The sequence below is a fragment of the Thermoproteus sp. CP80 genome (assembly GCF_002077075.2).
Taxonomy (GTDB): Archaea; Thermoproteota; Thermoprotei; order Thermoproteales; family Thermoproteaceae; genus Thermoproteus.
On sequence record NZ_LCWM02000017.1, the window covers coordinates 3373 to 28667 of the forward strand.

28 protein-coding genes are annotated in these 25295 nt (G+C 64.8%); 20 read left to right on the forward strand and 8 right to left on the reverse strand.

Annotated features, from left to right (window positions below; translation table 11 throughout):
• Entirely contained in the window at nt 1-555 is a 555-nt protein-coding gene (locus B7L68_RS04705) for a hypothetical protein (RefSeq protein ID WP_081246530.1), read from the reverse strand.
• Nucleotides 556-594: 39 nt separating this feature from the next.
• On the opposite strand from B7L68_RS04705, the gene B7L68_RS04710 reads away from it, so the two are divergent.
• The 5 genes from B7L68_RS04710 (at nt 595) to B7L68_RS04730 (ending at nt 6099) form a co-directional block, all read left to right on the forward strand.
• Complete coding sequence (locus B7L68_RS04710; protein ID WP_081246531.1) at nt 595-1584, forward strand: Fis family transcriptional regulator; 990 nt, start codon at nt 595-597, stop codon at nt 1582-1584.
• A 42-nt stretch (nt 1585-1626) separates the two neighbouring features.
• On the forward strand, nt 1627-4308 hold the full coding sequence (gene alaS, locus B7L68_RS04715) for an alanine--tRNA ligase (RefSeq protein WP_081246532.1): 2682 nt from the start codon (nt 1627-1629) through the stop codon (nt 4306-4308).
• On the forward strand, nt 4308-4688 hold the full coding sequence (locus B7L68_RS04720; protein ID WP_081246533.1) for a nascent polypeptide-associated complex protein: 381 nt from the start codon (nt 4308-4310) through the stop codon (nt 4686-4688). The genes alaS and B7L68_RS04720 overlap by 1 nt, the downstream gene beginning before the upstream one ends.
• A gap of 156 nt (nt 4689-4844) precedes the next feature.
• Complete coding sequence (locus B7L68_RS04725) at nt 4845-5384, forward strand: 50S ribosomal protein L16 (RefSeq protein ID WP_081246534.1); 540 nt, start codon at nt 4845-4847, stop codon at nt 5382-5384.
• Nucleotides 5359-6099 (forward strand): DUF2192 domain-containing protein, encoded by a 741-nt coding sequence (locus B7L68_RS04730; RefSeq protein WP_081246535.1) that lies wholly within the window; start codon nt 5359-5361, stop codon nt 6097-6099. The genes B7L68_RS04725 and B7L68_RS04730 overlap by 26 nt, the downstream gene beginning before the upstream one ends.
• A 21-nt stretch (nt 6100-6120) precedes the next feature.
• On the opposite strand, the gene B7L68_RS04735 is transcribed toward B7L68_RS04730, so the two are convergent.
• On the reverse strand, nt 6121-6717 hold the full coding sequence (locus B7L68_RS04735; protein ID WP_081246536.1) for a S9 family peptidase: 597 nt from the start codon (nt 6715-6717) through the stop codon (nt 6121-6123).
• Nucleotides 6718-6760: 43 nt separating this feature from the next.
• On the opposite strand from B7L68_RS04735, the gene B7L68_RS04740 reads away from it, so the two are divergent.
• Nucleotides 6761-7564, forward strand: coding sequence for a proteasome assembly chaperone family protein (locus B7L68_RS04740; RefSeq protein WP_081246537.1), 804 nt, complete (start codon nt 6761-6763; stop codon nt 7562-7564).
• 120 nt (nt 7565-7684) lie between these two features.
• Here B7L68_RS04740 and B7L68_RS04745 read toward each other — a convergent pair whose 3' ends face one another.
• The gene (locus B7L68_RS04745) at nt 7685-8239 is read right to left on the reverse strand and encodes a 50S ribosomal protein L5 (protein ID WP_081246538.1); all 555 of its coding nucleotides are present in this window, start codon (nt 8237-8239) and stop codon (nt 7685-7687) included.
• Between the two features lie 113 nt (nt 8240-8352).
• On the opposite strand from B7L68_RS04745, the gene B7L68_RS04750 reads away from it, so the two are divergent.
• On the forward strand, nt 8353-8958 hold the full coding sequence (locus B7L68_RS04750; RefSeq protein WP_081246539.1) for an ATPase: 606 nt from the start codon (nt 8353-8355) through the stop codon (nt 8956-8958).
• Nucleotides 8955-9842, forward strand: coding sequence for an asparagine synthase C-terminal domain-containing protein (locus tag B7L68_RS04755; protein WP_081246540.1), 888 nt, complete (start codon nt 8955-8957; stop codon nt 9840-9842). Before B7L68_RS04750 ends, B7L68_RS04755 begins: the two co-directional genes overlap by 4 nt.
• Here the strand turns inward: B7L68_RS04755 and B7L68_RS04760 are convergent.
• Nucleotides 9832-10725, reverse strand: a complete 894-nt coding sequence (locus B7L68_RS04760) for a winged helix-turn-helix transcriptional regulator (protein ID WP_081246541.1) — start codon at nt 10723-10725, stop codon at nt 9832-9834. The two genes, B7L68_RS04755 and B7L68_RS04760, sit on opposite strands and share 11 nt — an antisense overlap.
• A gap of 99 nt (nt 10726-10824) precedes the next feature.
• Here B7L68_RS04760 and purB point away from each other — a divergent pair, with 99 nt between their 5' ends.
• Nucleotides 10825-12066, forward strand: a complete 1242-nt coding sequence (purB, locus tag B7L68_RS04765; protein WP_081246542.1) for an adenylosuccinate lyase — start codon at nt 10825-10827, stop codon at nt 12064-12066.
• A gap of 68 nt (nt 12067-12134) precedes the next feature.
• Here purB and B7L68_RS04770 read toward each other — a convergent pair whose 3' ends face one another.
• Nucleotides 12135-13139 carry an adenylosuccinate synthetase gene (locus B7L68_RS04770; protein WP_081246543.1) on the reverse strand — a complete coding sequence of 335 codons (1005 nt, stop codon included), beginning with the start codon at nt 13137-13139 and terminating at the stop codon, nt 12135-12137.
• Between the two features lie 156 nt (nt 13140-13295).
• Here B7L68_RS04770 and B7L68_RS04775 point away from each other — a divergent pair, with 156 nt between their 5' ends.
• The 9 genes from B7L68_RS04775 (at nt 13296) to B7L68_RS04810 (ending at nt 21022) form a co-directional block, all read left to right on the forward strand.
• Nucleotides 13296-14555 carry an NAD(P)/FAD-dependent oxidoreductase gene (locus tag B7L68_RS04775; RefSeq protein ID WP_238136332.1) on the forward strand — a complete coding sequence of 420 codons (1260 nt, stop codon included), beginning with the start codon at nt 13296-13298 and terminating at the stop codon, nt 14553-14555.
• Nucleotides 14556-14566: 11 nt separating this feature from the next.
• Nucleotides 14567-14893 (forward strand): histidine phosphatase family protein, encoded by a 327-nt coding sequence (locus B7L68_RS04780; RefSeq protein ID WP_238136333.1) that lies wholly within the window; start codon nt 14567-14569, stop codon nt 14891-14893.
• Nucleotides 14890-15900 (forward strand): pelota family protein, encoded by a 1011-nt coding sequence (locus B7L68_RS04785; protein ID WP_081246544.1) that lies wholly within the window; start codon nt 14890-14892, stop codon nt 15898-15900. Before B7L68_RS04780 ends, B7L68_RS04785 begins: the two co-directional genes overlap by 4 nt.
• A 28-nt stretch (nt 15901-15928) precedes the next feature.
• Complete coding sequence (locus B7L68_RS08860; protein ID WP_193432469.1) at nt 15929-16102, forward strand: hypothetical protein; 174 nt, start codon at nt 15929-15931, stop codon at nt 16100-16102.
• A gap of 26 nt (nt 16103-16128) precedes the next feature.
• Nucleotides 16129-17037, forward strand: a complete 909-nt coding sequence (locus tag B7L68_RS04790) for a dihydrodipicolinate synthase family protein (RefSeq protein ID WP_081246545.1) — start codon at nt 16129-16131, stop codon at nt 17035-17037.
• Between the two features lie 246 nt (nt 17038-17283).
• Nucleotides 17284-17556 (forward strand): ACT domain-containing protein, encoded by a 273-nt coding sequence (locus B7L68_RS04795; RefSeq protein ID WP_081246546.1) that lies wholly within the window; start codon nt 17284-17286, stop codon nt 17554-17556.
• Nucleotides 17553-18902, forward strand: a complete 1350-nt coding sequence (locus B7L68_RS04800; protein WP_081246547.1) for a PFL family protein — start codon at nt 17553-17555, stop codon at nt 18900-18902. The genes B7L68_RS04795 and B7L68_RS04800 overlap by 4 nt, the downstream gene beginning before the upstream one ends.
• Before the next feature lie 78 nt (nt 18903-18980).
• Entirely contained in the window at nt 18981-20021 is a 1041-nt protein-coding gene (locus B7L68_RS04805) for a formate--phosphoribosylaminoimidazolecarboxamide ligase family protein (RefSeq protein ID WP_081246548.1), read from the forward strand.
• Nucleotides 20021-21022: a formate--phosphoribosylaminoimidazolecarboxamide ligase gene (locus B7L68_RS04810; protein WP_101958009.1), complete on the forward strand. Its 1002-nt coding sequence runs from the start codon at nt 20021-20023 to the stop codon at nt 21020-21022. Before B7L68_RS04805 ends, B7L68_RS04810 begins: the two co-directional genes overlap by 1 nt.
• Before the next feature lie 302 nt (nt 21023-21324).
• Here B7L68_RS04810 and B7L68_RS04815 read toward each other — a convergent pair whose 3' ends face one another.
• The 3 genes from B7L68_RS04815 to B7L68_RS04825 all read right to left on the reverse strand — a co-directional run bounded on the left by B7L68_RS04815 (nt 21325) and on the right by B7L68_RS04825 (nt 23794).
• The gene (locus B7L68_RS04815) at nt 21325-22905 is read right to left on the reverse strand and encodes a hypothetical protein (RefSeq protein ID WP_081246550.1); all 1581 of its coding nucleotides are present in this window, start codon (nt 22903-22905) and stop codon (nt 21325-21327) included.
• A gap of 279 nt (nt 22906-23184) precedes the next feature.
• Nucleotides 23185-23577, reverse strand: coding sequence for a type II toxin-antitoxin system VapC family toxin (locus B7L68_RS04820; protein WP_081246551.1), 393 nt, complete (start codon nt 23575-23577; stop codon nt 23185-23187).
• Nucleotides 23567-23794 (reverse strand): type II toxin-antitoxin system CcdA family antitoxin, encoded by a 228-nt coding sequence (locus tag B7L68_RS04825; RefSeq protein ID WP_081246552.1) that lies wholly within the window; start codon nt 23792-23794, stop codon nt 23567-23569. The genes B7L68_RS04820 and B7L68_RS04825 overlap by 11 nt, the downstream gene beginning before the upstream one ends.
• A 115-nt stretch (nt 23795-23909) precedes the next feature.
• On the opposite strand from B7L68_RS04825, the gene B7L68_RS04830 reads away from it, so the two are divergent.
• Nucleotides 23910-24623 carry an MBL fold metallo-hydrolase gene (locus tag B7L68_RS04830; protein ID WP_081246553.1) on the forward strand — a complete coding sequence of 238 codons (714 nt, stop codon included), beginning with the start codon at nt 23910-23912 and terminating at the stop codon, nt 24621-24623.
• A complete protein-coding gene (locus B7L68_RS04835) occupies nt 24620-25129 on the forward strand; it encodes a GTP-dependent dephospho-CoA kinase family protein (protein ID WP_081246554.1) in 510 nt (169 codons plus the stop codon). Before B7L68_RS04830 ends, B7L68_RS04835 begins: the two co-directional genes overlap by 4 nt.
• The last annotated feature ends 166 nt before the right edge of the window (nt 25130-25295 follow it).

Here is a 25295-nt window from a genome sequence, read left to right on the forward strand (position 1 = left end):
TTAAGGTTTCCGGCATATATCCAGTGCAATACCCCGCGCCAAGACGAAGCTCAGGGCGTCTATCTCGTCCTCGGCCAGCCCGGGGTACTTCCGCCTCAGCCAGTAGCGGCCCCGCGAGGCCTTGCTCTCGTCCACCAGCTTGACGCGGGGGGCGGCGCCGCAGAGGGCTTTCAACACGCCGAGTATCTCGGAGGGATCGACGTACGGGGAGAAGCCCACGGATATTTCGGAGACGCCCTTGACTCCGGACAGGATCCTCTTGAGGCCCTCGGCCGGGACCACCGCGTGGAGCAGGGGGTTGCCCCGCCAGACCATGACCACGCCGTTCCTCACCGCGCCGAGATCTACGCCGAGCACCGCGCCGGAGAGCGCCGAGCTCAGACCCAGAAAGAGCTGGAGGAGGAGGTCGCCGGAGCAGTCGAGGGCCACGCCCGCGCCGCCCACGGCCGAGTCGACTATGGTGACGTCCCTCGGCCCGTATGCTAGCTCGAAGACGTACCTCCTGGCCTCCTCGAAGCACCGCCGGCGGCCCACGAAGCCCAGCTCCAACGCCACCTCGGCGTAGGCTATTTAAATATCCTTCGCCCGACGGCCATGAGGCTACTGGACGCGCTCCACGCAAAGGCGGCGGGGAGGCCCTTGGCGCTTTGCGACGCCAACGACGTCGACGGCATAGCGTCGGCCGCGTTGTTCCTGAGGCGGCATCCCGACGGGATCGTCGTCCTCGCCTACCCGACCGACGTCCAGAGGGGGCGTTGGGTCAGATGGCTCCGGTGGAGCTTCGTGGCGGATCTGCCCTGCCCCGGCAAGGCGGACCTCAGGGCGGACCACCACGTGACCAACAGGCCCTGTGCGGCCAAGGAGTTCTACGACCCTGAGGCGCCAGCGTCCGCCCTCCTGGCCTTGGAGGCGCTTGGCCTCTCGGGCGACCCCGTGGCCGAGCAGATAGCTGAGGCGGCCCGGCAGACCGACACGGCCAATATAGTGGACGAGGCCGTGCGGGATCTGGACCTAGCCGTCCGCTACGCGAACTACGGCGAGAAGCTGCTCGTGGCGCGGGCGCTCGCCGAGAGGGGCCTCAAGGCCCTCGAGGATCCCGCCATCGCGGCTCTGGTCGAGAGGGGGAGGAGGCTGGCGGCGATGGTCGACGCGATCGCCTCGGCGATACCCCCCAGAAGGGTCCTGGCGGTCTACAGCCCCGTGAAGCTACCCATATCCTACAGGTCGCTGGCCATAGCCCTACAGAAGAAGGGCGCCGTCTACGTCAACATATTCGTGAGGCTGGGCCGGAGGAGGTACAGGCTCTACTGCGGCGCGGAGAGGGGGAGCGAGTTCGACTGCACGAAGATAGCGACGGCGATGGGCGGAGGCGGCCACAGGTACGCGGCCGGCGCCGTCGTGAAGGCCCCTCTGCTCGATCCCGAAAGGCCTCTGAGGGCCTTCCTGGAGCTCGCGGCGCCCGACGTCCTCTACGCCATAGGGCGGTGCCCCAGCGATATAAAGACCGAATGCGTCTCCATACGATATGATGAGAAGGGGGTTCAGCCGATCGGTGAGAGGACTTCAGCGGAGCTGAAATCCTGACCTAGGCCTCCGCCAAATATTAATATTCATTTCAACCCATCCGTGCTTTCCACCAAGCTCTTCGAGTCGGGTCATTTCTACAGGAGGCAATGCCCTATATGTAAATCCTACTTCTGGACCAAGAGGGCCGACCAGGTCTACTGCGGGGACCAGCCCTGCGTCCCCTACGGCTTTATAGGCAACTCGCCGGTGAGAGCCGCCGTGGACAACATCAGGGATCTGAGGGAGAGGTTCCTCTCGTTCTTCGAGAGGAGGGGCCACGCGAGGATTAGGCGGTACCCCGTCGTGGCGCGGTGGAGGGACGACGTGTTCCTGGTGGGCGCCTCCATCTACGACTTCCAGCCTTGGGTCACAAGCGGCGCCGTCCCGCCGCCGGCCAACCCGCTGACGATTTCCCAGCCCTCCATAAGGCTCACCGACGTGGATAAGGTGGGGAGGAGCGGGCGCCACCTCACGGGCTTCGAGATGATGGCGCATCACGCTTTCAACTACCCCGACAAATACGTCTACTGGATCGGCGAGACCACGGAGTACGCCTACGAGTTCTTCACCAAGGAGCTGGGCATAGCCGAGGACGAGGTCACGTTCAAGGAGTCGATCTGGGAGGGCGGCGGCAACGCCGGCGAGAGCTTCGAGGTGCTCGTGAGAGGCCTCGAGGTGGCGACCCTGGTATTCATGCACTACGAGGTCAAGGACGGGAAGTACGTGGAGCTGCCCCTCAAGATAGTCGACACGGGGTACGGCCTCGAGCGCATATACTGGATGGCGAAGGGCTCGCCGACGGTCTACGACGCAGTCTTCGGGCCCTTCCTCTCGGCGGTTAGGCAGAGGCTGGGGGTGCCCGAGCCCCCCGCCGATCTCCTGGGGAAGGCCTCGGTGTTCTTCGGCCAGATGGATCCCGAGGTCCTGGGCCTCGAGAGGGCATACGACGAGGTGGCCAGGAGGATAGGCGTATCGCCGCAGGAGTTCCGCGACGTCATGAGGCCCCAGGAGGCGCTCTACGTCCTGGCCGACCACAGCAGGACCGTCTCCTGGATGGTCGCAGACGGCGTCGTGCCCTCCAACACGGGGGCCGGCTATCTCGCCAGGTTGCTCATACGCAGGACACTCCGCGGCCTGTGGCTGGCCGGGCTGGAGGCCCCGTTAGTCGAGCTCTTCGATCTGCACCTGAAGTATCTAAGGGACGACTACCCCGAGGTGTGGGAGAGCCGCGACGTGATCCTCGAGCTCATGGACCTCGAGGAGAGGAAGTACAGAGAGGTGCTCAAGGCGGCTCCGTCGCTGGTCAAGAAGGCCCTGGAGAGGGCGGGGAGGAGGGCCTTGGGCGCGGAGGATCTGGTGGAGCTCTACGACAGCTTCGGCGTGCCGCCCGAGGTGGCGAGGGACGCCGCGAAGAAGCTGGGGGCAGACGCCGAGGTGCCCGACGATTTCTACTCGAGACTCGCCGCGAGGCATCAGGCCAGGAAGGCGGAGGGGGAGGAGGCCTCCAAGATACCGGTCGAGCTGGCCAAGGTGGCCGATCTGCCGAGGACCAGGGAGCTCTTCTACGAGGACCCCTACCGGCGCTCCGCCAAGTCCAGAGTGTTGCGGGTGATAGACGGGAGGTACGTGGTCCTCGACGCCACGGTGTTCTACCCCGAGGGCGGAGGCCAGCCGGCCGACAGAGGCGTCTTGAGGCACGGCGGAGGCGAGGCGAAGGTGGTCGACGTGCAGAGGCTGGGCAACGTCATAGTCCACGTCGTGGAGGGCCCGGCGCCGAGGGAGGGCGAGGAGGTGGTCGGCGAGATAGACTGGGACCGCCGCATATCCCTCATGAGGATGCACACGGGGACCCACGTCTTGATACAAAGCATCAGGAGGGTCTTGGGCAGACATATATGGCAGGCCGGCGCCCAGAAGGACATACCCTTCAGCCGCCTCGACGTAACCCACTACAAGCTGCCCACAGAGGGGGAGATCGCCGAGATAGAGAGGCTGGCCAACCAGGTGGTGATGTCCAACGTGCCCGTCAAGGCCTTGACAATGCCCAGGAACGAGGCCGAGGCGAAGTTCGGCTTCATAATATACCAAGGCGGCGTCGTGCCGGCGAGGGAGATAAGGATATTGAGGATAGGGCCTGAGGACGCGCCGTACGACGTACAGGCCTGCGGCGGCACCCATCTCTCCAGCACTGGCGAGATCGGGCCCATAAAGGTGGTCCGCGTCGAGCGCATCGCCGACGGCGTGGTCCGCTTCATCTTCACCACCGGCAGACATGCGGTGGACTACATCCAGAAGCTGGACTCCGACCTCTCGGCCGTAGCCAAGGCGCTGGGCGCGAGCAGGGAGGACGTCACATCCCAGCTGGCCAAACACCTGGACAAGGCCGCGGAGCTAGAGCGGCGGTACAAAAGGCTGGCCGCCTCATACGCCGACCTGCTCGCCGAGAGGATACGCGCCGAGGGGCTCCCCAAGGCCGACCTCGCCTATCTGGAGCTCGACGACGAGGATCTGGCCAGAGCCGTGGCGGCGGCGGCCACCTCCAAGAACCCGCGTCTGCTGCTCGTGGTCAAGAGGGGCGACAGGCTGGAGCTCTACAGCGGGAGGGGGATCGACGTAGGCCCCATAGCGGCCGAGCTGAGGAAGTACGGATTCAAGGGAGGCGGCTCCAAGACCTTCGCCCAAGGCGTCTATCAAGGCGATATGGAGGTCATATTTAAAGCCCTCCGGAGCCTTCTGGGCTGATGTTCTCGCTCAACCCCAGGGAGCTCGAGAGGTACCTCAAGAGGATGGGCATAAAGATGGAGGAGGTGGACGCCGCCTATGTGGAGATAGGCCTCAGAAACGGCGACGTGCTGCGCATAGAGGGGCCGGCGGTCGCCCTGCTGAAGCTCCCCAACAAGGTCCTCGTCTACCAGGTACAGGCCCAGGAGGGCTCGGTCAAGACCCAGAAGAGGCAGGTCCAGCAGCAGGCGGCCGGCGGCTACACGCCCACAGACGAGGACATCAACCTAGTCGTGGAGCAGACGGGCGCCACCAGGGAGGAGGCGGAACAGGCGCTGAGGGAGGCCAAGGGCGATCTGGTGCAGGCCGTGATGTCGTTGATGCAGAGGAAGAAGGGCTGAGGGGCTTGCGAAATAGCGCCCCACGCGCCTCCGTTTCTGCGCCGACCGAAGCGCCGTCTGCGGCCGGCGGCATCGGCTACAGCCGGCATATCTGCCCGGCAGGTCGAAGGGGGACGCTGCGGCATTAGACTTAAATAGAGAAGCCTCCTCCCCCCTATGCCGGTGCGCCCTGCTAGATGCTACAGAAGGATAAAGGGGCCGCCCTACACAAGGCTTGAATATATACACGGGGCCCCCTACGTCCAGATACCCAAGTTCGACATGGGGAACACGTCGCCGTCGGCGCGGGAGGCCTTCACCATGGCGGCCAGGCTGTTGAGCGAAAGCAGAGGCCAGATAAAGGCGCAGGCCCTCGAGGCGGCGCGCCAGATGGCCTACAAATACCTGTCGGTAAAGGTGGGCGACCCCAACTACTACTTCCGCCTGGAGGTCTACCCCCACCACGTGATCAGGGAAAACAAGATGCTGGCCATGGCGGGCGCCGACCGTCTGCAGGAGGGCATGAGGCTCAACTTCGGGTCGCCCGCCGGCAGGGCGGCCAGAGTCGAGAGGGGACAGGTCCTCATGTACGTAGAGTTCAAGCCGGAGCATCTGCCGCACGTCAAGGAGGCCCTGAGGAGGGCCGCGTCGAAACTACCGCTCCCGACAAGGCTTATAGTCGAGCCCAAAAATGGAGATAAAAAAGCTGCATCGTGAGAGGGTAGAGGCGGCCCTGGAGGTCCTCGAGAAGGCGCTCAGAGGCGAGGCGAGGGCCAGGCTGGATCTGGTCGAGGCCCTGAGGGAGGCCTACAGGAGGCGCGGCGTCGAGCCGCTCAGAGGCTTCTCGACCGAGTCCATATTCGACAAGGAGCTGGCCACCGTCCACATAGTGGGCATCTACGGCGCCGGCGCCATGGCGCCCGGCGATCTGGACAATCTATTCTACATAGAGAACAAGGCGCATGCGGTTCTAGATATGGTCAGGAACATCACCGAGGTGGTGACCGACGAAACCAAGGAGAATATCAAGAGACATGTCGCGGACATAAAGGGCAAGGATCTGGAGGACAAGATATTCCGCTTCCTGAGGTACGCATTTACGGGCACGGTCCTAGGGGTCTTCTCGGAGCCGCTTTTCGTCAAGGCGGTCAGGACGGCCGAGGCCGTATATACCGACATGGAGGAGAAGCTGGTGCGGTACATGGCCTTCTACACGGCCTACAAGGTCGCCGAGCTCATAGCGACCGACGCCATAAGGAGCCCCAACGACCTGAAGATATATAAGTACAGCTACTGCCTGCAGCTGGGCTTCCAGAAGTGCAAGCCATCAGATAAATTAATAAAGGAGGTAGCCGTCAGCGTGTACAAGGTCGATAAGGCCAAGGTCAATAGGCTGGTCACGGGGAAAGGCATAATACCCAAGGTCTCCTAGGGACGGCGAAAAAGCCGTAGGCTAGGACCTCCCTGCGTATTTCTCCACGAAGTTGGCGATGACCTTAGCCACCTTTTCCCTCTCCTCGTCGCTCCTCGGCGTGTGGCCCATGCCGGCTATCTCCACCACGTCCACATGAAAGCCGAACTTGTCGGCGAGGCCTATGAGTACGTCCACATGGGCTCTGGGCACCACGTCGTCTCTATCGCCTCTGATGTAGAGGACGGGCGGCATGCCCTGCCCTATGTAGCGCGACGGCGAAGTTTCGTCGAGCTGGGAGCCCAAGGCCGCCAGCTCGTGGGCGAGCCTCTTGGAGAGCCTATCGCCCTTGCCCTCCAGCCACCGTAGCTGGAGCCTCCTGTCGACAGGCCCGGCGACGGACACGACGCAGCCCACCTTGCCCGGATTCCTGGCGGCCAGGAGCAACGCGGCGGTCCCGCCCATGCTGTGGCCTGCGGCCACCCCCACCGGCAGCGACGAGAGGCCTATCTCGTAGGCGTCCGCCACATCCCTTATGGAGGGGGCCACCACCTCGTAGCCCAGCCCCCTCAGGGGCTCGACCAGCCAGTCGACCTTCTCGGGGGAACTGCCCCTGCCGTGGTATACGATCGCCCTCATGGAACAAGCATAGTGTTTTTAAAATAACAATTCACTTACCGCGATGAAGCTGGAGTTCAAGATAAGCGCCCTGCCGAGGGACAAGAGGACCAGCTTGTTGCTCGCATGTCCCGAGCCCTCGCTGGCGGGAGTAATAGCGGTGGAGTACGTCATAGATCTCCTCAACATGGAGGAGATCGGCGCGATAAGGATACCCGAGCTCCCGCCTGTCGTGGCCGTCGTCAACGGCGCGGCGAAGCTGCCCCACAGGATATTCTACAACAAGGACTCGGGGCTCCTCGCCATAAGGCAACACATGCCTGTCCCGCCTCAGATATACGCCGAGTTCGTGGGCAAGGTGCTCGACTGGGCCGAGGAGAACAAGGTGAGGGACGTGATCTGCCTCTCGGCCACCGCCGCGGCCGGGGAGGGCGACGTGGTCTATTTCGTCACCGAGGAGCATCTTGTGGATAGATTCAAGTCGTATGGGCTGACGCCGCTCAAGGAGGCCACGGTCGCCGGTCTCGAGGGCGCCTTTCTGGACGCAGTGCTGGGCCGCTCCATAGACGGAGCGCTCATCCTAGCCGAATCCAAGCTCCTGACGGCGGTCAAGAGGCTCGTCGAGAGCGGGAGGGTCGGAAGCCATAGAGACGTCATGTTGATACTGAACGACCTGGTCGGAAGGGTCGGGCCCGACGTGGCCGCGGCCCTCAAGCTGATAGACGCCGTGAGCAAGATAACGGGCGTGCCTATAGACACATCCAAAATGCAGGAACACGCCCAGAAGTACGCGTTCTTGGTCGAGAAGAACATAGAGGCCTTAATGCAGTCGGGACAGCAGAAGAGAGAGATCCCGTTGATGATCTAGGCTGATTCGCGGCACAGCCAGCGCCGGGAGCCAGCCCTTAATTGAGCCGTGGGCCGTAGGTCGACCTCCCGGCCGTCCTCGAACCCGACAACCCGGAGGGAGCTGGCCTTTTCCCTATGGCTAGTCGACCTGCACCCCGAGCACCTTCTGGAAGAACTCTATGGCCTCCTGCTTCGTCACGGTCTGGCCCCTGCCCACCTCGCTCCTCCTCCGCCGCCTCAGCTGGACCCTCAGCCCGGGCTTCGCCAGCCTGACGCAGACGTCCATGCCCCACACGCCGACGGCTGGGTCGTACTTAACGCCCGGGAGCATTATGTGCTCCTTGATCCCGAAGCAGACGTTGCCCCTCTCGTCGAAGCTTGAGGACTTCACCCTGTTGTTGACGGCCTCGAGGGCCCTCGCGAGGAACTTCACGGCTTTATCCCTCCTGAGGGTGACCGCGACGGCTATGGGCTCGCCCCGCCTTACGTTCCACTCCTTTATGCTCTTCTTGGCCTTTCTAACCGACGGCGTCTGGCCAGTCAGCTCCTCGAGGAGAGCCCGCGCCTTCTCCAGCCTCTCTCCTCCCTCGCCGACGCCGATATTCACCACGACCTTCTCTATGTATATGCGCTTCATGGGGTGGCCCTCCGTCAAGACCAACTCCTTCCAGCTCTTCTGGGCCAAGGCCGACATAGCCCCTCAATGGGGGCCACTTTAAATAATTTCGCCCTTCAGGGCTACGGACGGGGCCCTCGCCGATGCGGGATCTGAATCCAATATTTTAATATTTGTCCCATCTACGGCATGTGAAGGCCGCGTTGTTCTCCGGCGGGAAGGACAGCGTCTACGCCGCGCTTCTTGAGTGGCCAGTCGATATATTCGTGACGTTTGTCTACGAGTTTCCCAGGCCGTCGCCCCACCTCCTGAACCTCCCGAAGGTCGTCGAGCTGGCCAACGCGCTGGGGGTACCTCTGGCGATCCTCAAGGTGGATAGAGGCCGCGAGCTCGAGCAGGAGGCGGCCTTCCTGAGGAAGCTCGGCGTCTCCGAGCTGGTGGCGGGCGACCAGGCGATCGAGGACCATCTGAAGTACATGGAGAGGCTTGCCGGCGAGGCCGGGGCCAGGCTGAGGGAGCCCCTCTGGGGCCTCGACCCGGGGGAGCTCCTGCTGAGGGAGGCGGAGGCCATGGACTTCCTGGTTATAGGGGCAGGCGCGGCCGATCTAGTGTGCGACTTGGTGGGCCGCCGCAACGCCGAGGCGTTCCTCGGCAAGGCTCGGGCCCTGGGCGTGGATCCCATAGGGGAGCGCGGCGAGTACCACACGTTGGCTGTGAGGGTCGGAGGCCGGGGCTCCATATCCTATAGGTGCCGCGACGTCAGGAGGTACGGCGATTACTACATAGCCCTCCTATGAGCCTCCCCGAGCTCCTGGCCGAGGCCGCCTCGCGCGCCCGCTGCGACGGGGTCCTGCTGTCGGGAGGCCTCGACTCGGCCACCGTGGCGTGGGCCCTGCGGAGGGTGGACCTCAGGCCCGTGGGCTTCAACACGCAGTACGCGCCGGCTCCCGGCGCCGATCTGCCCCACCTCCTGGAGGCCGCGAGGGCCTTGAGGCTGAGGGTTGTCGTGAGCTGGGTGGGCGAGGAGGAGGCGGTGAAGGCGGCGGAGGACGTCGTGGGCATCTTGAAGGTGTTCAACCCCATGGAGGTCGTCAACTGCGCCGCGGCCTACGTGAGCATCAAGGCCGCCGCCGAGATGGGCGTGAGGAGGGTCTGCACCGGCGACGGAGGCGACGAGCTCTTCGCCGGATATGAATACATGTCGAGGATGGGGCCGAGGGAACTCGACGAATATATACGCAGGCTGGCCGGAGGCGGATGGTATTTCTGCGCCTTCGACGTGGGGAGGGCGTTGGGCGTCGAGGTCCAGGCCCCCTATCTGGACCCGGAGGTCGTGCGGTACGCCCTATCCATCCCCGCTGAGGAGAGGGTGAGGGACGGCGTCGGGAAGTATATAGTCAGGAGGCAGTTCCAAGGCCTTCTGCCCGACTCGATCGTCTGGCGGAGGAAGGACCCCATAGAGGTCGGCAGCGGCTTCTCGGCGCTCTACGACGTCTTGGCGCGGAGGGCCGAGGGGTACGCCGCCGACATACCGGTCCAAGGGGCGGCGAAATATCTCTACAAGGCCTTCAGGGAGAGGGGCTTGACGTACGAGAGGGGCGGAGAGCCGCAGTGCCCCGTATGCGGATACGGGCTGAGGGACGGCTATTGCCGAATGTGCGGGCACTACGCTAGGGCTTGATCGAGTAGACCCTGAGGCCGCCGAACATCTTGGCCTCCACAAGCCCGGCCCTCCTCAAGGCGCTCAGCGCATATTCGACGGTCCTCAGGGGCAGGCCTGTGAACTCCGCTATCGATCTCGACGTCAAGGGCCCCCTCTCCTCGAGGGTCTTGAGGACGTACCTCATGGAGGGGGAGAGCCTCCCCGCCGGCTCCGCCTCCCTCCTGGCCGCGACGGGCCTCAACAGCCTCGCCGCCGATCCGGCCCACACGGCGGCCCTCCCGTCGGCCAGCGGGATCCTCGTGCGCCCGTCGGCTATCAGCTCGGGCAGGAATCTGGACCGCACGTCCGAAATCTCTATCCTTTTGCCCAGCGGCACCACGTACGGCGGCCTTCTGGAGGTGGAGTTGACCGGCACTATCTCGAGGACCTCCGCCTCCAGGTCTATCACCGGGCCCCCCGCCGATCTGGCGTAGGCCGACGAGCCGAGGGGGGTCGACACGAGCACTCCGTCGGCCACGTCGCTGAAGACGATGCGTCCGTCCACGCGGACCTTGTAGGAAGTCAGGGCGGCCGACCTCCTGGGGAATATAGCGACCTCGTTGACGGCCCTCACCACAGATCCCCCGGACTCCGCGTGGAGCCTCGGTATCTTGACCACGGTGCATTCGGCCCGGGATGCCACCAGGGGGTACAGATCCTCGGACGCGAAGGCCAGCTCGGCGTCTATGCCCCGGGGCGATATGCCGACAACCACCTCGTCCCTGCTCCTCAACGCCTCCAATATCTCGCGGTCCGTGCCGTAGACGAGCACGTAGTCGGCATCGCCGCTGAGCCTTATGCCGAGCTTTCCGGCGGCCCTCTCCGACTCGGGCGAATAGGCCTTGACCGCCTCGATGCACACGGGAGCTCGATTACAGATGGTTTTAGGCATTAGCCCCGTCCGGCTGACCGTAGTCCGATCGGACCGGCGGAGCCTATATTTTTAGGACGCCCGTATTGCATGGAGCCCATATCGCCCTTCGACTGGCGCTACGGCTCCGAGGGCCTCCGCAGGCTTTTCTCCAGGCAGTCCATCGTCGACCTCTACGTCGAGGTGGAGAGGGCGTTGGTCTGCGCCCTGGAGGAGCTGGGCGTGGCGGAGCGGGGGTGCTGCGAGGCGGTCTCGCAGGTCTCGGTCTCCGCCGACGAGGTGTACAAGCTGGAGAGGGAGCTGAGGCACGACGTGCTCGCGCTGGTCCAGCTCCTCGAGGAGAGGAGCGGATGCCGTTTCGTCCACTACGGCGCTACTTCCAACGACGTGATAGACACAGCGTGGGCCCTTCTGATCAGAAGGGCGCTTGGGGCGATACGGGAGGGGGGCCGCGCCGTCGCCGAGGAGCTGAGGAGGCTTGCGCTCAAATACGCCGACCTGCCGGCGGTCGGGCGGACCCACGGCCAGTGGGCGGAGCCCATCACCCTCGGCTTTAAGTTCGCCAACTACTACTATGAACTGTACATAGCCTGCAGGGCCCTGGAGGGGGCGGAGGAGAGCATAAGGGGGAAGCTGGGAGGCGCCGTGGGGACCATGGCGTCTTGGGGCCCCCTGGGGCTGAGGCTGAGGGAGGCGGTGGGCAGAAGGCTGGGCATGCCGTTCCACCCCATATCCACGCAGGTGGCGCCCCGCGAGTCCTTCGCCTATCTCGCCTCGGCCCTCGCCCTGCTGGCGGAAGTCGCCGAGAGGCTCGCCACCGAGGTGAGGGAGCTCTCCAGGCCCGAGATCGGGGAGGTCCTCGAGACGGTGGGCGGCGGGTCCTCGGCCATGCCCCACAAGGCCAACCCGACCAACAGCGAGAGGGTTGTGAGCCTGGCGCGGTACGTCAGATCCCTCTTGGTCGTGGCGCACGAGAACGTGGCCCTCTGGCACGAGCGCGACCTCACCAACTCGGCCAACGAGAGGATCTGGATACCCGAGGCGCTCCTCGCCGTGGACGAGATACTGGCCGCGACGGCCCACGTGCTGAGGACGCTCCGGGTAGACGAGGAGAGGATAAGGCGCAACCTGGAGGCCGCCTTGCCGCACATCACCAGCGAGTTCCGCATGCTGGAGCTGATCAAGAGGGGCGCCAGGAGGGGCGAGGCCTACAGGATCGCAAAGGCCGGAGGAGGGGCCGGCGAGCTGCCGCGGGGCTGGCCCGTGAGGGAGCTAATAGACTCGGCGCTGGCGCTGGAGGCTTGCAGAGGCGGGCAGACCCATCCCGCCTAGCGGACCGATCGGCTTAAGGTATACCCAGACGATGGACTTGGAGGCGGGCCGCCGCGGAGGCGCCGCGCCTAGAGGACGCCCTTGGCCCTGCGGAGATCGACAACGTGCCCCACCTCGGGCCCCGTGCCCAGCAGGGTGACGGGCCTCCCGAGCTCCGCCTCTATTTGGTCCACCCACCTCCGCGCGTCGGCGGGGAGATCCTCCCACCTGGTCTTCCCGGCGGCGTCTCCGAAGAGCGCGTCGAGCTTCGTTATGGCTATCTGCGTCGGCGAGTTCAGCGCCACGGCGCGCCTCGCGAGCTCGAGGTTGAAGGGGGCGGCCCTCCTGGGCCTGCCCGTCACAGCGCCTCTCTCGACCCAGCCCCTCCTCTCGGCCTCCTCGGGCGACAGCTCGCCCGGCAGAGGGCCGTTGCCGACCCTGGTGACGAAGGACTTGAAGACGAGCACCACCTCGTCCACGTCCTTAGGCCCGATGCCCGCCTCGCTGGCCACGCCGGACGCCGTCGTGTCCCTGCTGGTGACGTAGGGATAGGTCCCGTGGTAGAGCGAGAGGAAGGTGCCCTGCGTGCCCTCTACTATGACGCCGCCGTCGGCCAGCCCGCGTATCATGGCGGGCACGTCGGCGAGATACGGCTTGAGCTCCTCGAAGTCCCTTGCCAGCCTCAGGCGCCTCAACACCCTGTCGACCATCGCGGCCCCGACGCCCTGGCCGGTGGAGCCCACCGTCTTCATCAGGTGCTCGTCTCGCCTCTCGGCCTCCACATGTCTGTCCTCTATGACGCCGGTGTTGTAGTCCACCTTGGTCCTCCCCCTGCCGTACCTCTCCGCCTCGGCCGCGAAGACGTCCAGCCTTATGAGCGCGCCGGGGGCCACCGCCAGGACCGCCGAGGGGTCCACGAAACAGCTCGGCAGAGACCTCAAGACGTGCTGCACGCCGTTGTGGACGACCGTGTGGCCGGCGTTGGGAGCGCCGGTCCTCACGCAGAGCTTCGGCGAGTCCCTCAGGGCCAGATACGCCGTTATCTTGCCCTTGCCTGTGTCCCCGAAGAACCCGTCCACTATTACTGTAATCACATAAACTAAACCGAGAGGTAATTAAAAGATTGCCCGGCCTCGTTTAATCATGTAGTTAAAAACGGCGCCGAGGCCCACGTCCCCGATGCATGGGCCACGCCGCCCTGCTCGGACGAAATCCCCGGTCAGCTTTTTAAAGAGGTTCATGGAGCCCCCGTGATAAGCCAGTACCTCACCCGCCTGAAGACGCTGGACGCCTACGTGGGGAGGTTCGACGTGGTCATAGTGGGGGCCGGCCCCGCCGGGATGTTCGCGGCGTACGAGCTCGCCGAGGCCGGCGGCCTCCGCGTGGCTCTGCTGGACGGCGGCCTGCGCGCGTCGAGCAGGACATGCCCCCTGCAGACCCCCCTCCAGAGGTGCACCTTCTGCGTGCCCTGCCACATAATGTACGGCGTGGGGGGCGCCGGCACGCTCAGCTCCGGCCTCATAAACCTGCGGCCTGATGTCGGCGGGGATCTGCACGAGCTGGTGGGCGATTGGGACAAGGCCATGGGCCTCATAGAGTATGTGGACTCCGTCTTCGTGAAGTTCGGCGCGCCCGGCGACGTGTACGAGCCTAACTTGGAGGCCATAAACGAGCTGTCCTCCATAGCGGCTAGGGTCAACGCCAGGGTTGTGCCCATAAGGCAGAGGCATCTGGGCACCGACGGCTCGCGCAAGGTGGTTGAGGCGATGGCCCAATATCTGGAGGGCCGCGGCGTCTCGCTCCACACCTCCACCTGGGCGCTGACGGTCGAAAGGAGCCGGGAGGGATTCGTGGTGAAGACCAGCAGGGGGGTGTTCGAGGCGCCCGCCGTCCTGCTGGCGCCGGGCAGGGGAGGGGCAGAGTGGCTGGTCTCGACGTTGAGGGGGCTGGGGGCCAAGCTGGACTTCGGCCCCATAGATATAGGGGTCAGGGTTGAGGTGCCCTACCAGGTCATGAGGCCCCTCACCGACGCGGTCCACGACCCCAAGGTGATCCTCTACACGTCTAAGTACGACGACAAGGCGAGGACCTTCTGCACAAACCCCCGCGGCTTCGTGGTCAAGGAGGTCTACTCCGACGGCACAGTCGGCGTGAACGGCGAGGCCTACCTCGAGAGGAAGAGCGACAACACCAACTTCGCCTTCTTGGTCACGCTGAGGCTCACCGATCCCATGGAGGACACCATAGAGTACGGCAAATCCATAGCGAGGCTTGCGACCAAGCTCGGAGGCGGCAAGCCCCTCATACAGCGCCTCTACGACCTCGAGAGGGGCCAGAGATCCACTTGGGAGAGGATAAGGAGGTCCAGCATCTCGCCCACGCTGAAGGACGTGACGCCGGGCGACATATCGCTCGCCCTCCCCCACCGCGTCGTGGAGGACATAATAGAGGGGCTGAAGAAGCTCGACGAGCTCGCGCCGGGCGTCGCCAGCCCCCAGACGCTCATATAGTAGGCGTCAAGGTGGCCGAGGTGCTCCACAGCGGGAAGGCCAGGGCGAGGCAGACGGCTGAGATATTCTCGCGCCGCCTCGGCGCACCCGTCAGGAAGGTCGACGGCCTTGCGCCCAACGACGACCCGCGCATCTGGGCCTCCAGGGCCGAGGCTCTGGCGGCCGACGTGATGCTGGTGGGCCATCTGCCCCACCTCTCGAGGCTGGCGTCGCTCCTCCTGGTGGGCGACCCCCAGAGGGAGGTCGTCAAGTTTAGATATTCCGGCGTGGCGAGGCTGGAGAGGGGCGAGGCCGGCTGGAGGCTCGCCTGGTACGTCACGCCCGATATCGCGCCGTGAGGCTTTCGGTCGACAGGAGGCGGAGGCTGATAGACGTGCTGCCGGAGAGGGCCGAGGATCTCTACTTCGTCTACCTCCTGGTGGACCGGGGGGATGTGGTGAGGGGCTGGACCGTAAGGGAGTACAAACCCGAGGGGGCCAAGGAGGGGGAGAGGATAAAGGTGTATCTGGCCGTGAGGGTCGAGGCGCTTGAGTACCACAAGTTCCGGGGGAGCCTCAGGGTGAGGGGCACCGTCGTGGAGGTGGGGGGCGATCTGGAGGGCGTCAAGGGCAGGAGGCACACCTTCGACGTGTTGCCCGGCAGAGAGATAGAGATCGCCAAGCCCGAGTCGTACCCCATGGAGCTCGTCGACGAGGTGGCGAAGCTGGCGTCTGTAGCCCTGCCGAGGATTCTCCTGGTGTCCATCGACGGGGATGAGGCGGCGGTGGCCCACATAACTGCGCTGGGCGTCGAGCTGTTGGGCGTCCTGGAGAACAGAAGGCCTAAGGAGGCGGGCTCCGACTCCGAGGAGGAGGCCCTCGGCCCGTTCTTCAGAGAGGTGGCGAAGGCCGTGGATCAATACAGAGTGAGGCTCAGGCCCGATAGGGTTGTGCTCGCAGGCCCTCAGCTGTATGTAGAGATGGCGGCGCGGTATATAAAGGGCGACTTGGCGCCGCAGTCGTCGGGGGGCCTCGCCGGCGTGTACGAATTCCAGCGCGGCGGCCATTTCGAGGCCTACCGCGAGATCTTGGGCTCGGAGGCGCTGGGCGAGGTCCTCAGGCTGGCCTCGGAGAGGCCCGAGCTGGTGGCCGTCGGCCTCGACGCGGTTAGGGAGGCCGCGGCGCAGGGGAGGGTGCGCATGTTCGCCGTGGTCGACGAGGCCTTGAAGGAGCGGGCCGAGGAATACGCCGAGGTGTTAAGGCTGGTCTTCTCGGCCAGAGGGGCCGTGAGGATCGTGCCGGCTGAGGGCGAGGCGGGGCAGATGTTGACCGCCATGGGCGGATGCGCCGCCGTGTTGCGCTATTAAACTTTTAAATAGATCCACTGGAGCAGTTATGGAAAGGGGATTGGGGATGCTCCTCTACGCGCTGAGCGCTATGTCCATCGCCTTCGGCGTCTTGTTGTTGGTCCTGTACCCAGGCAGGAGGTCCCTGGCGCTGGCCGCGCTGGGCATCTCCATGGGCATCGCCGCGCCTATCGCATATAGGGCACTGTCCCGCCGGGAATAGATATTAACGGCCTCCCCGGTCCCTACATGAGGCTCGAGGGCGTCATAGCGGCGACGGTCACGCCGTTTAGAAAAGACGGCGTCAACTACGAGGCCCTGAGGGACCTCCTGGCCAGGCTCGCCTCGCAGGGATACGGATTGTTCCCCTCCTCGTCGACCGGCGAGGTGGCCAAGCTGACCCCCGAGGAGAGGGTCAAGGTGGCCGAGCTGGCGGTGGAGGTGGGGGGCGGCAAGGTGCCCGTGATAGCCGGCACGGGCACCGGCGACCATATAAGCACCATAGAGATGGCCAGGCGGTATAAGGACGTTGGGGTCGACGCCGTGTTGATAACCCCGCCCTACTACGTCCAGGGCGATTGGGCCGGCATATATGCCTTCTACAAGAAGGTGCTGGACGCCGTCGACATGCCCGCGGTGCTCTACACGATCCCCCTCGCGGTGGGCTACAACATACCGGCCGAGGTCTTCGACCTGGTCTCGTCGGAGTACAGCCAGGTGGCGGCCGTCAAGGACAGCTCGGGCGACTTCCGCTACCACATGGAGCTGATATATCTGGTCGGGGGCAGGATCTCCGTCCTCCAGGGCGTCGACATGTTCTTCGTGCCGAGCCTCATAGTGGGGGCCCACGGCGGGATACTGGGAGGCCCCAACTTCCTGGGCCCCCTGCAGCTGAGGCTCTACAACATGGTGAGGGAGGGGAGAATCGCCGAGGCGGTCGAGATACACAGGAAGCTGATGGAGCTCTGGCGCTTCATGGGGGGCTGCGGGCTGACGGGGAAGCTCGGCGGCAAGTGGCCCACCCTCTACAAGATAGCGACGCAGATGGCCACCGGCATAGACATGGGGCCGCCGCGGGAGCCCCTTCCGCCCGTCGACGACAGAGACAGGGAGGAGCTGAGGAAGATACTCGAAAAACTGGCGCCGCTCACGCGCTAGGGAGGGCGGCTTCTACGCCCCGCGGCGACCCAAGCCGCGCTGACGGCCGTCGGGAACCGGCGCGGTCCGCGGGCGTAGACGCCGATATGGGCCGACCGACGGTCCGGCGAGGCTTGGATCGGGTCGAGGGCCCCCGGCGCCATTTGGGGCCGTCGCCGATTCCGCCGAGGTAGACGGGGGAGCTTGCGGGGCCTCGCGGCGGCGCCGGCCGCGCCCGATATTTATATACCCTATATAGTTCCCTCCGTGGATCTCGTCGTCGTGTCAGTCCTGGGCGCCGATAGGGTCGGCATAGTGGCCGGCATAACGAGCGTCTTGGCCAGACACAACGCGAACATAGTGGACATAGCCCAGACGGTGGTCCGCGACATATTCTCCATGGTCATGGTGGTCGACATATCCAAGGCCGATGTGGACATAGCGGGCCTGCGGGCGGAGCTCGAGGAGGTGGGGAGGAAGCTCGGCGTCATGGTCGCCGTGCACCACATAGACGTGTTCCGCTATATGCAGAGGATATGAGGGCCTTCTCGCCTGAGGAGATAGGGGAGGTCCTCGAGATGGTGCTGTTCCGCGAGCTGGACATACGCGCCGTCACTCTCAGCGTCAACACGCTCCCGGCGATACGCGGAGACGTCGGGTCTGCCCTCTCCGCCTTGAGGAGCCTGCTGGGGCCGCATCTAGAGCGCTTCAGGCCCGCGGTGGACAAAATAGCGGCGAAGCTCGGCGTCAGGATAGTGACGGCGAGGCTCGCCGTGAGCCCGGTCAGCGTGATGCTCGAGCCGCTGGGCCGCGCCGAGGATGCCGTCGAGATCGCCAAGGCCTTGGACGACCTGGCGGAGACCCACGGCGTCGATATGGTCGGCGGATTCGCCGCCTTCGTGCACGCAGGCGTGTCGAGAGGCGACAGGGCCCTCATCGACGCGTTGCCCGACGCCCTGAACTCCACCAAGAGGCTCGGCGGGTTCGTCAACGCCGCCTCCACGGCCACTGGCATAAACATGGACGCCGTCCTGGAGGCCGCGAAGGCGGTCCTCTCCATGAGGCCCGAGGCCGCGGCGAGGTTCGCCGTGACTGCCAACGTGCCGGAGGACGTGCCCTTCATGCCGGCGGCCCACCACGGCCTCGGCCTCCCCGACGCCGTGATAAACGTTGCCGTGAGCGGCCCCGGGGTCATAGAGGCCGTCGTGAGGAACATGAAGGACGCGGACTTGAGGACCCTACACGACGCGATAAAGAGGGCCGCGTTCAAGGTCACGAGGCTCGGCGAGCTCGTGGGGAGGGAGGTCGCGAGGGAGCTGGGCGTGAGGTTCGGCGCGGTGGACCTCTCGGTGGCCCCGTCGCCCAAGGTCGGCGACAGCGTGGCGGGGATACTCGAGGCCATGGGCCTCCCGAGGGCCGGCGCCCCGGGCTCCGTCCTGGCCCTCCACCTCTTCGTGGACGCCGTGAAGAAGGGAGGCGCCATGGCCACCTCCACAATAGGCGGCCTAAGCGGCGCGTTTATACCCGTCAGCGAGGACGCCTTGATGGCCAAGGCGGCCGAGGAGGGGGCGTTGGGCTTCGACTCGTTGAAGGCCATGTCGGCCGTCTGCAACACCGGCATAGACATGGCCGGCATACCCGGCGACGCGCCGCCCGACGTGGTCGCTGCGCTCGTGGCGGACGTCATGGCGCTCGCCACAGCCCTCGACAAGCCGCTGGGCGTCAGGCTGGTTCCGATTCCCGGCGGCAGGCCCGGCGACGTCTACGAGCTGGGGGGCCTCTACGGGAGGGTAGTGGTGATGGATCTGGGCAGATATCGGGAGATACCTCTGGCCAGGAGGAGCGGCGTCGTGCCGCCGAGCGTCTGGAGGCTGAGGGCCGGCTAATTATTCATCCGCTTAATATAACTGACGATGGCCGTCCGGCGTTCCGCAACTTTTTAAAATTCATAAATTAAAGTCGCTATGTCGGTATCCATATCGGTGCTGGCCTCCCACAGCGCCCTGGACGTGCTGGACGGCGCCAAGGACGAGGGCCTTAGAACCATAGCGGTGGCCAAGAGGGGGCGGGAGAGGGCCTATAGGGAGTTCCCCGTCGTAGACGAGCTGGTCGTCCTGGACGACTACAGGGATATAATAAGGGAGGCGCACAGGCTCAAGGGCTCGGTCTTCGTCCCCAACAGGTCTTTCGCCGTGTATGTGGGCTACGACGCGATAGAGAGGGAGTTCCCCATCCCCATATTCGGCAACCGCCACCTCCTGAGGTGGGAGGAGAGGGTCGGGCCTCACAGCTACTACAGGCTTCTCGACGAGGCCGGCGTAAGGAGGCCGAGGACCTACGCCTCGCCCGACGAGGTGGATAGGCCGGTCATGGTCAAGCTGCCCGAGGCGGCGAGGAGGGTGGAGCGGGGGTTCTTCGTGGCCAGGGACAGGGACGACCTCATGCGCAAGGCCAGGAGGCTGGCCGAGAGGGGCATAATAAGGCTTGAGGACCTCTCCGGCGCGGCCATAGAGGAGCTCGTGCTGGGCGCCCACTTCAACGCCAACTTCTTCCAGTCGCCGATATATAGGCGGCTCGAGCTGCACAGCTTCGACAGGAGGATACAGAGCGATCTCGACGGCGTGCTCAGACTCCCCGCGAGGGACCAGCTGGACCTCGACCCCGACGTGAGGTACATAGAGGTGGGGCACGAGCCGGCCACCTTGAGGGAGAGCCTCCTGGAGAAGGTCTTCGACCTGGGGCACCGCTTCGTCGACGCCGCCGCGAGGCTCGTCAAGCCGGGCGTCATAGGGCCCTTCACCCTCCAGTTCATCGTGACGCCCGAGCTGGATCTGGTGGTCTACGACGTGGCCCCCAGGATAGGCGGAGGCACGAACGCCTACATGGGGATAGGGGGCCAGTACTCCAAGCTCTACTGGGGGAGGCCGATCTCGATAGGCAGGCGGATAGCCATGGAGATAAAGGAGGCTGTAAGGCAGGGGAGGCTCGAGGAGGTGACGACATGATCGAGGCGCTGTTGAAGAGGTACGACCTCGATAGGCTGGCGGTGGCCACCATAGCGTCCCACACGGCGCTCCAGATACTGAGGGCCGCCAAGGGGCGGGGGTTCAGGACATTGGCGGTGGCCCGCCCCAGCTCGGCCTGGTTCTACAGGCGCTTTCAATTCATCGACGAGGTGTGGGAGGCCGACCTCTCCAACTTCCGGCCCGTGGCCGAGAGGCTGGCCGAGAACAACGCCGTCTTGATCCCCCACGGGTCCTACGTGGAGTACGTCGGCTGGAGGCAGGCCCTCGAGGCGCCGGTGCCCACGTTCGGCGTGAGGCGCCTCGTCGAGATAGAGGCTGACCAATACAGGAAGATGGACCTCCTGAGGAGGGCAGGCATACCTACGCCCAGGAGCTATTCCCCCGACGAGGTGGACGGCCCCGTCATAGTGAAGCTCTTCGGGGCCAAGGGCGGCAGGGGCTACTTCTTCGCGAAGAATAGGGAGGAGCTCCTCGAGAGGCTCAAGGGCGTCAACGAGCCCCACATAATCCAGGAGTACGTCTTCGGCGTACCGGCGTACTACCACTACTTCGCCTCGCCCATATACGGCAGGGTGGAGCTATTCGGCATGGACGTGAGGTACGAGTCCAACGTGGACGGGAGGACGTTCGGCCTGGCGGAGCCCACGTTCGTGGTGGTGGCCAACTTCCCCCTCGTGCTGCGGGAATCCCTGCTCCCCGCGGTGCAGAAATACGGCGAGGCGTTCGCCGACGCCGTCCGCGAGGCCCTCGGCGAGGAGATGAAGGGGCCCTACAGCCTCGAGTCCATAATAAGGGACGACCTCTCCATAGTCGTCTTCGAGTTCTCGGGGAGGATCGTGGCGGGGACCAACGTCTATATGGGCGTCGGCTCGCCCTACTCCGTCCTCTACTTCGACAGGCCTATGGACATGGGCGAAAGGATAGCACACGAGCTGGAGCTGGCCAGAGACAGAGGGAGGCTCGAAGACGTCGTGAGCTGACCGGGGCGGCCTAGGCCCGCATCCCCGCGAGGCAGGCGGCCGATCGCCGGAATTCCGCAGAGGCTCGCGGATCTGCGTCGGGCCCAGCGCCTCCGCCGCGCATGCGCCTGCGCGCCGTTAAGCGACGCCTACGCCCAGTCGCCCCCGCTCGGCCGACCTCATGAAACCGGCAGGGTCTAGATGCGGCCCGACGCGCGGACCCGCGCCACCGACGGTTGAAAAGGGGGCCCTGCGCCCCCTCAGAGGGGGTGGCTGGAGGGCTACCGCCGCAGGGGGAAATAGAATGGGTGGGGTTAAGCCGGCTACGGCCCGCTCAGACTTATGGGGCAGTACGGAGGGCCGCCGTATATCGCGTAGCCGGATATCCAAGAGCCGCTCGGCGTGGGTTCCTGCAGAACGAGGTCGAGGGTCGCCGTGTTGATGGTGATGGAACTGCTTGACTGAGGTACGAGGCCCACTAGCCAGTCCGCGCGGGTCCAGGCGCTCCAGCAGGTCGTCATCACCTCGGCGTTGAAGGGTAGCCAGAGCCAATAGGTGTTGCCGGGCGAGTAGTTCGCAAGCCCTATCACCGCACCCTCACCAGGTCCCACGATGAAGCCATCTATGACGTCCACAGAATTGGATATATCATAGAGACCGCTGTAGATGAACGTCCACGTCGCGTTGAAGGCAACTTGCCCGCCGATAGTCGTCGAGGTCCACGGCGACTGTGATACCGATATATACGGCCAACTTATCAATTCCGGCTCGTAAGTGACGCTGAGGCCTTCTAGGCCGATGTCTATAGTGAAGGAGCCGACGGGTGTAGAGCTAGAGTCGGGCTGGTAGCTGGACGGCGGCGCCGCCACAAAGGCGTTTGTAGATCCCCCGAGCATAGCTTGGTAGCTGGCGTACGCGTCGAAGCCTCCTATCAGCTCCTCCAGAGCGCCGGGGCCCTGCGAAGAGACCCCGCCGCCTATATACACCTCGTTGCCCCCGCTCGGAGTCATGTAATAGGCCACGTCGCCCATTAGCGCTGCAGGTATCTGCGGTGGGTTTTGGTTTGGAAACGTTAACGAGTTTGCCATTAGTATACACGAGTCATAGTAGAAAATGTCGCCGTAGTTGTCCTCAACCGCCATAACGCCGTAGCTGTCCGAGGTAGGCGCGCCTTGGCTCCCCAAGATTTGCATACCCCAGAGAAAGATGTTATTGCCGAAGCCGCCCGACTGTAGGGCCTGCGTATATGTGGCGTAGCAGGGATCCCAGTTTATGTCTGTGGGATCGGCCATAGCAGTTGCGGCCGGCCGGTTGTCTGCCGACTTGAGGCGGGCCCAGTTGGCGGCTACATAGGCCAGACGGTCCGGGCGGATTGGCCCCACGAGCAGGGCGGTCGTCTTCCCGTTTCTCAGGGCCGCGGCGCCGACTAGAGTCTCGCCGCCCGGCAGGACGAGCGCCGCCGCCAGGTAGTGGTCTCCGAACTTCACGCCGGCCGCTCTAGCCGCCGCGTACGAGAGGAGGAGCTCCGCCGCAACCGGATCGCTGGAGTTGGCAAGCACCAGCCCCCCTCTCGCGAAGATTCCCTCTAGGGCCTGGACAGCCGGGCTGGTGAGGTTAAGCGCGCCGCGGGCCGTCTCTAGCTGGGCCCAGTCGACCACCACGACGCTTCCGTTCGGTATCTTGGAGAGGTCGGCCGTGGTTATGGGTACTGCGTTGAGGCCCGCCCTCTCGATCGCCTCGACGAGCGATTGGGGCCCCAACACGTAGACGGGAGGGGCGCTGGGCGGAGCGGGCGCCGGAGTCGCCGTAGGTTGCCCTCTAGCGGGGGCGCCGGGCAGGCGGAGCGCGAGGAGCGCCAGGAGGGCCGCGGCCAGGGCTATGGCCAGAACTTGTCTACGCGCCATATAGGTAGATGGGCATGCGGATATTTTTACGTGGCCTATACGCGAAAAACTACATGTCGATCGCCGAAGCGGTATCCGTGTAGGGTCTACGCGCCGCATTGTTGACCTGCCTCCGCCGTGGCTAGCCCCGGCTGGGGTGCTCCGTGCGGCGTGGCGGTCAGCCAGCTGCCGCCAGCTCACGCATCGCGATTGGTCAGGTTCATCACCGCATATAGCTGGGCCCGTGGTTATTAACTCATCGCAGACCCGGGACGGGCCTTCGCCGGACTGCGGCGCGGCCTACAGCCTCGCGAGGAACGCGGCCACGTCCATCGCCGCGCGGGATTTCCTCAGAAGTTCGCGGTCCTGCGTGACCAGCGAAAGGCCCAGCGTCTCGGCCGCGTAGGCGTAGCTCGCGTCGTAGAACGTCAGGTCCCTCTCGACGGCGACCTCCAGGACCTTCTCGAGAGGGGGGTCGTCCAACACCTTCAAGGCCGACAGCACGCGCGAGAGGGCTCCGGCGGTCTCCCGCCACGGCAGCTTGCCGGCCCTCGCCTCTTTCCACAACGCGTTTCCAACCTCGTACACGGTCAAGTGGAGGATGGCGAGCCTTTCCCTATGCCCTATCCACCTGTCGTAGCGGGCGACCAGCCCGTACAACGCTGAGGCGTCCAACAGATACTCAACGCTCATCTCTAGAGCTGCGCACTGCGCCCACCCACTCCTCCTCGGATATGCGGGAGAGGGCGCCCCTCAACGCCTCGAGGGCCCTTGCGAGCTCCTCTTCCTCCCTCCGCCTTATGGCCTCCTCGAGCGCCCTCTCCACGACCTCCCTGACATCTATCCCGAGCTCCTTAGCCCTCTCCTTCAACTCTCTTCTGATCCTTACGCTTATCACGGCGGTGGACATAGGCGTATACGGATATACGTATATAAGCTTATCGTATACGGATATATGTATACGGAGCGCGGCGGCTCCTCGAGGGATAACTCGAGGGATAAATAGTGGGGCTCTCCAGACCTCCATGAGGGTGGTCGTGTTGGGGCTGGGCGGCTGGATCTCCAGCCCGTGGCTGGGCTATCCGGCCATATACGTCGAGACCGATAGGCGGATTCTCCTGGACGCCGGCGAGGGGACCTACGCGAGGCTCGCCCAATGCGGCCTCGCGCTTCCCGACGTCCTTGTGTTAACGCACGCCCACGGGGATCACATATTGGGCGCGCCCACGCTCCTCCTGATGGCCCGCCGCGGAGGGGGCAGGTTGAAGGTGGTCGCGACGGCCTCCGTCCTCTCGTCCCTTAGGAGGATCCTCGAGGCCGTGGACATGCCCCATCTACAGCAGAACATGGACCCCGTGGAGGTGCCGCCGGACGGCGAGGTGGAGGAGGGCGGCACGAGGATCGCGTTCGCGCCGGCTAGGCACTCCGTCGAGACGGTGCACGTGAGGGTGGAGCACGGGGGGAGGTGTGTGGCCTACAGCGGGGACACGGCGCCGAGCGATAGCCTGGTCGAGCTGGCCAGGGGGTGCGACCTCTTGATACACGAGGTCTCGGGGAATCCGGGGCAGGAGGAGGCCGCGCACGCCGTGGGCCACAGCGCCACCGGCGACGCCGTGGAGATGGCCAGAAGGGCCGGCGTGAGGGCCCTTATGCCCGTCCACTACTACCTCAACGCGCCCTTGATCCCTCCCGGCGTCGATATATACGTGCCGTATCCCTGCGCCTCGGTGGAGCTGTGAGGTGCCTGAAGGTGCCGGAGGACAGAAGGCGCATCTTCGCGTTCCCCTACCCTGTGGCCATCTGGCGCGACCCCCCTCGCTCCGTGGAGCTGGCCGTAGAGGTGGCGAGGGACTTCGGCGCGACGAGGATCTACACCGTGGGCGACGTCGTGACCGCCAACTTCCTAGCCGCAGGCCTCGTCCCCGACGCCGCGGCGGTGGACCTCAAGACCAGGAGAAGCGAATACGTCAGGACGGTCGAGGCGTTTCCGAGGATCGTCTCCGTGAGGAATCCTCCTGGCTATATAACCGAGGAGGCGTGGGCCGCCGTCGAGGACGCCGTGAGGACGCCGGGGACCCTCCTGTTGGTGGAGGGGGAGGAGGACATGCTGTCCCTGGCCTTCATAGCGCTTGCCCCCGACGACTCTGCGGTCGTCTACGGCCACTACAGAGGCGCGTTGATAGTGATACCGGTGGGCAGGTACAAAGAGATAAGGGGGTTGTTGAAATATATGGAGCCCTGTTAGTCGGTGGCTGGGGTCAGAAACGCCTCGCGCTCCAGCTCCAGCACTATCCTCCTGGCCTCCTCGAGCAGTCGCGCCGCCTCGATGTAGCCGTGCTCGTAGAGCTCGCTCGATATCCTGGCCAGCTCGTCTGCCATCTTGGGGTTGGGCTGCATGGGGGTGCGACGGC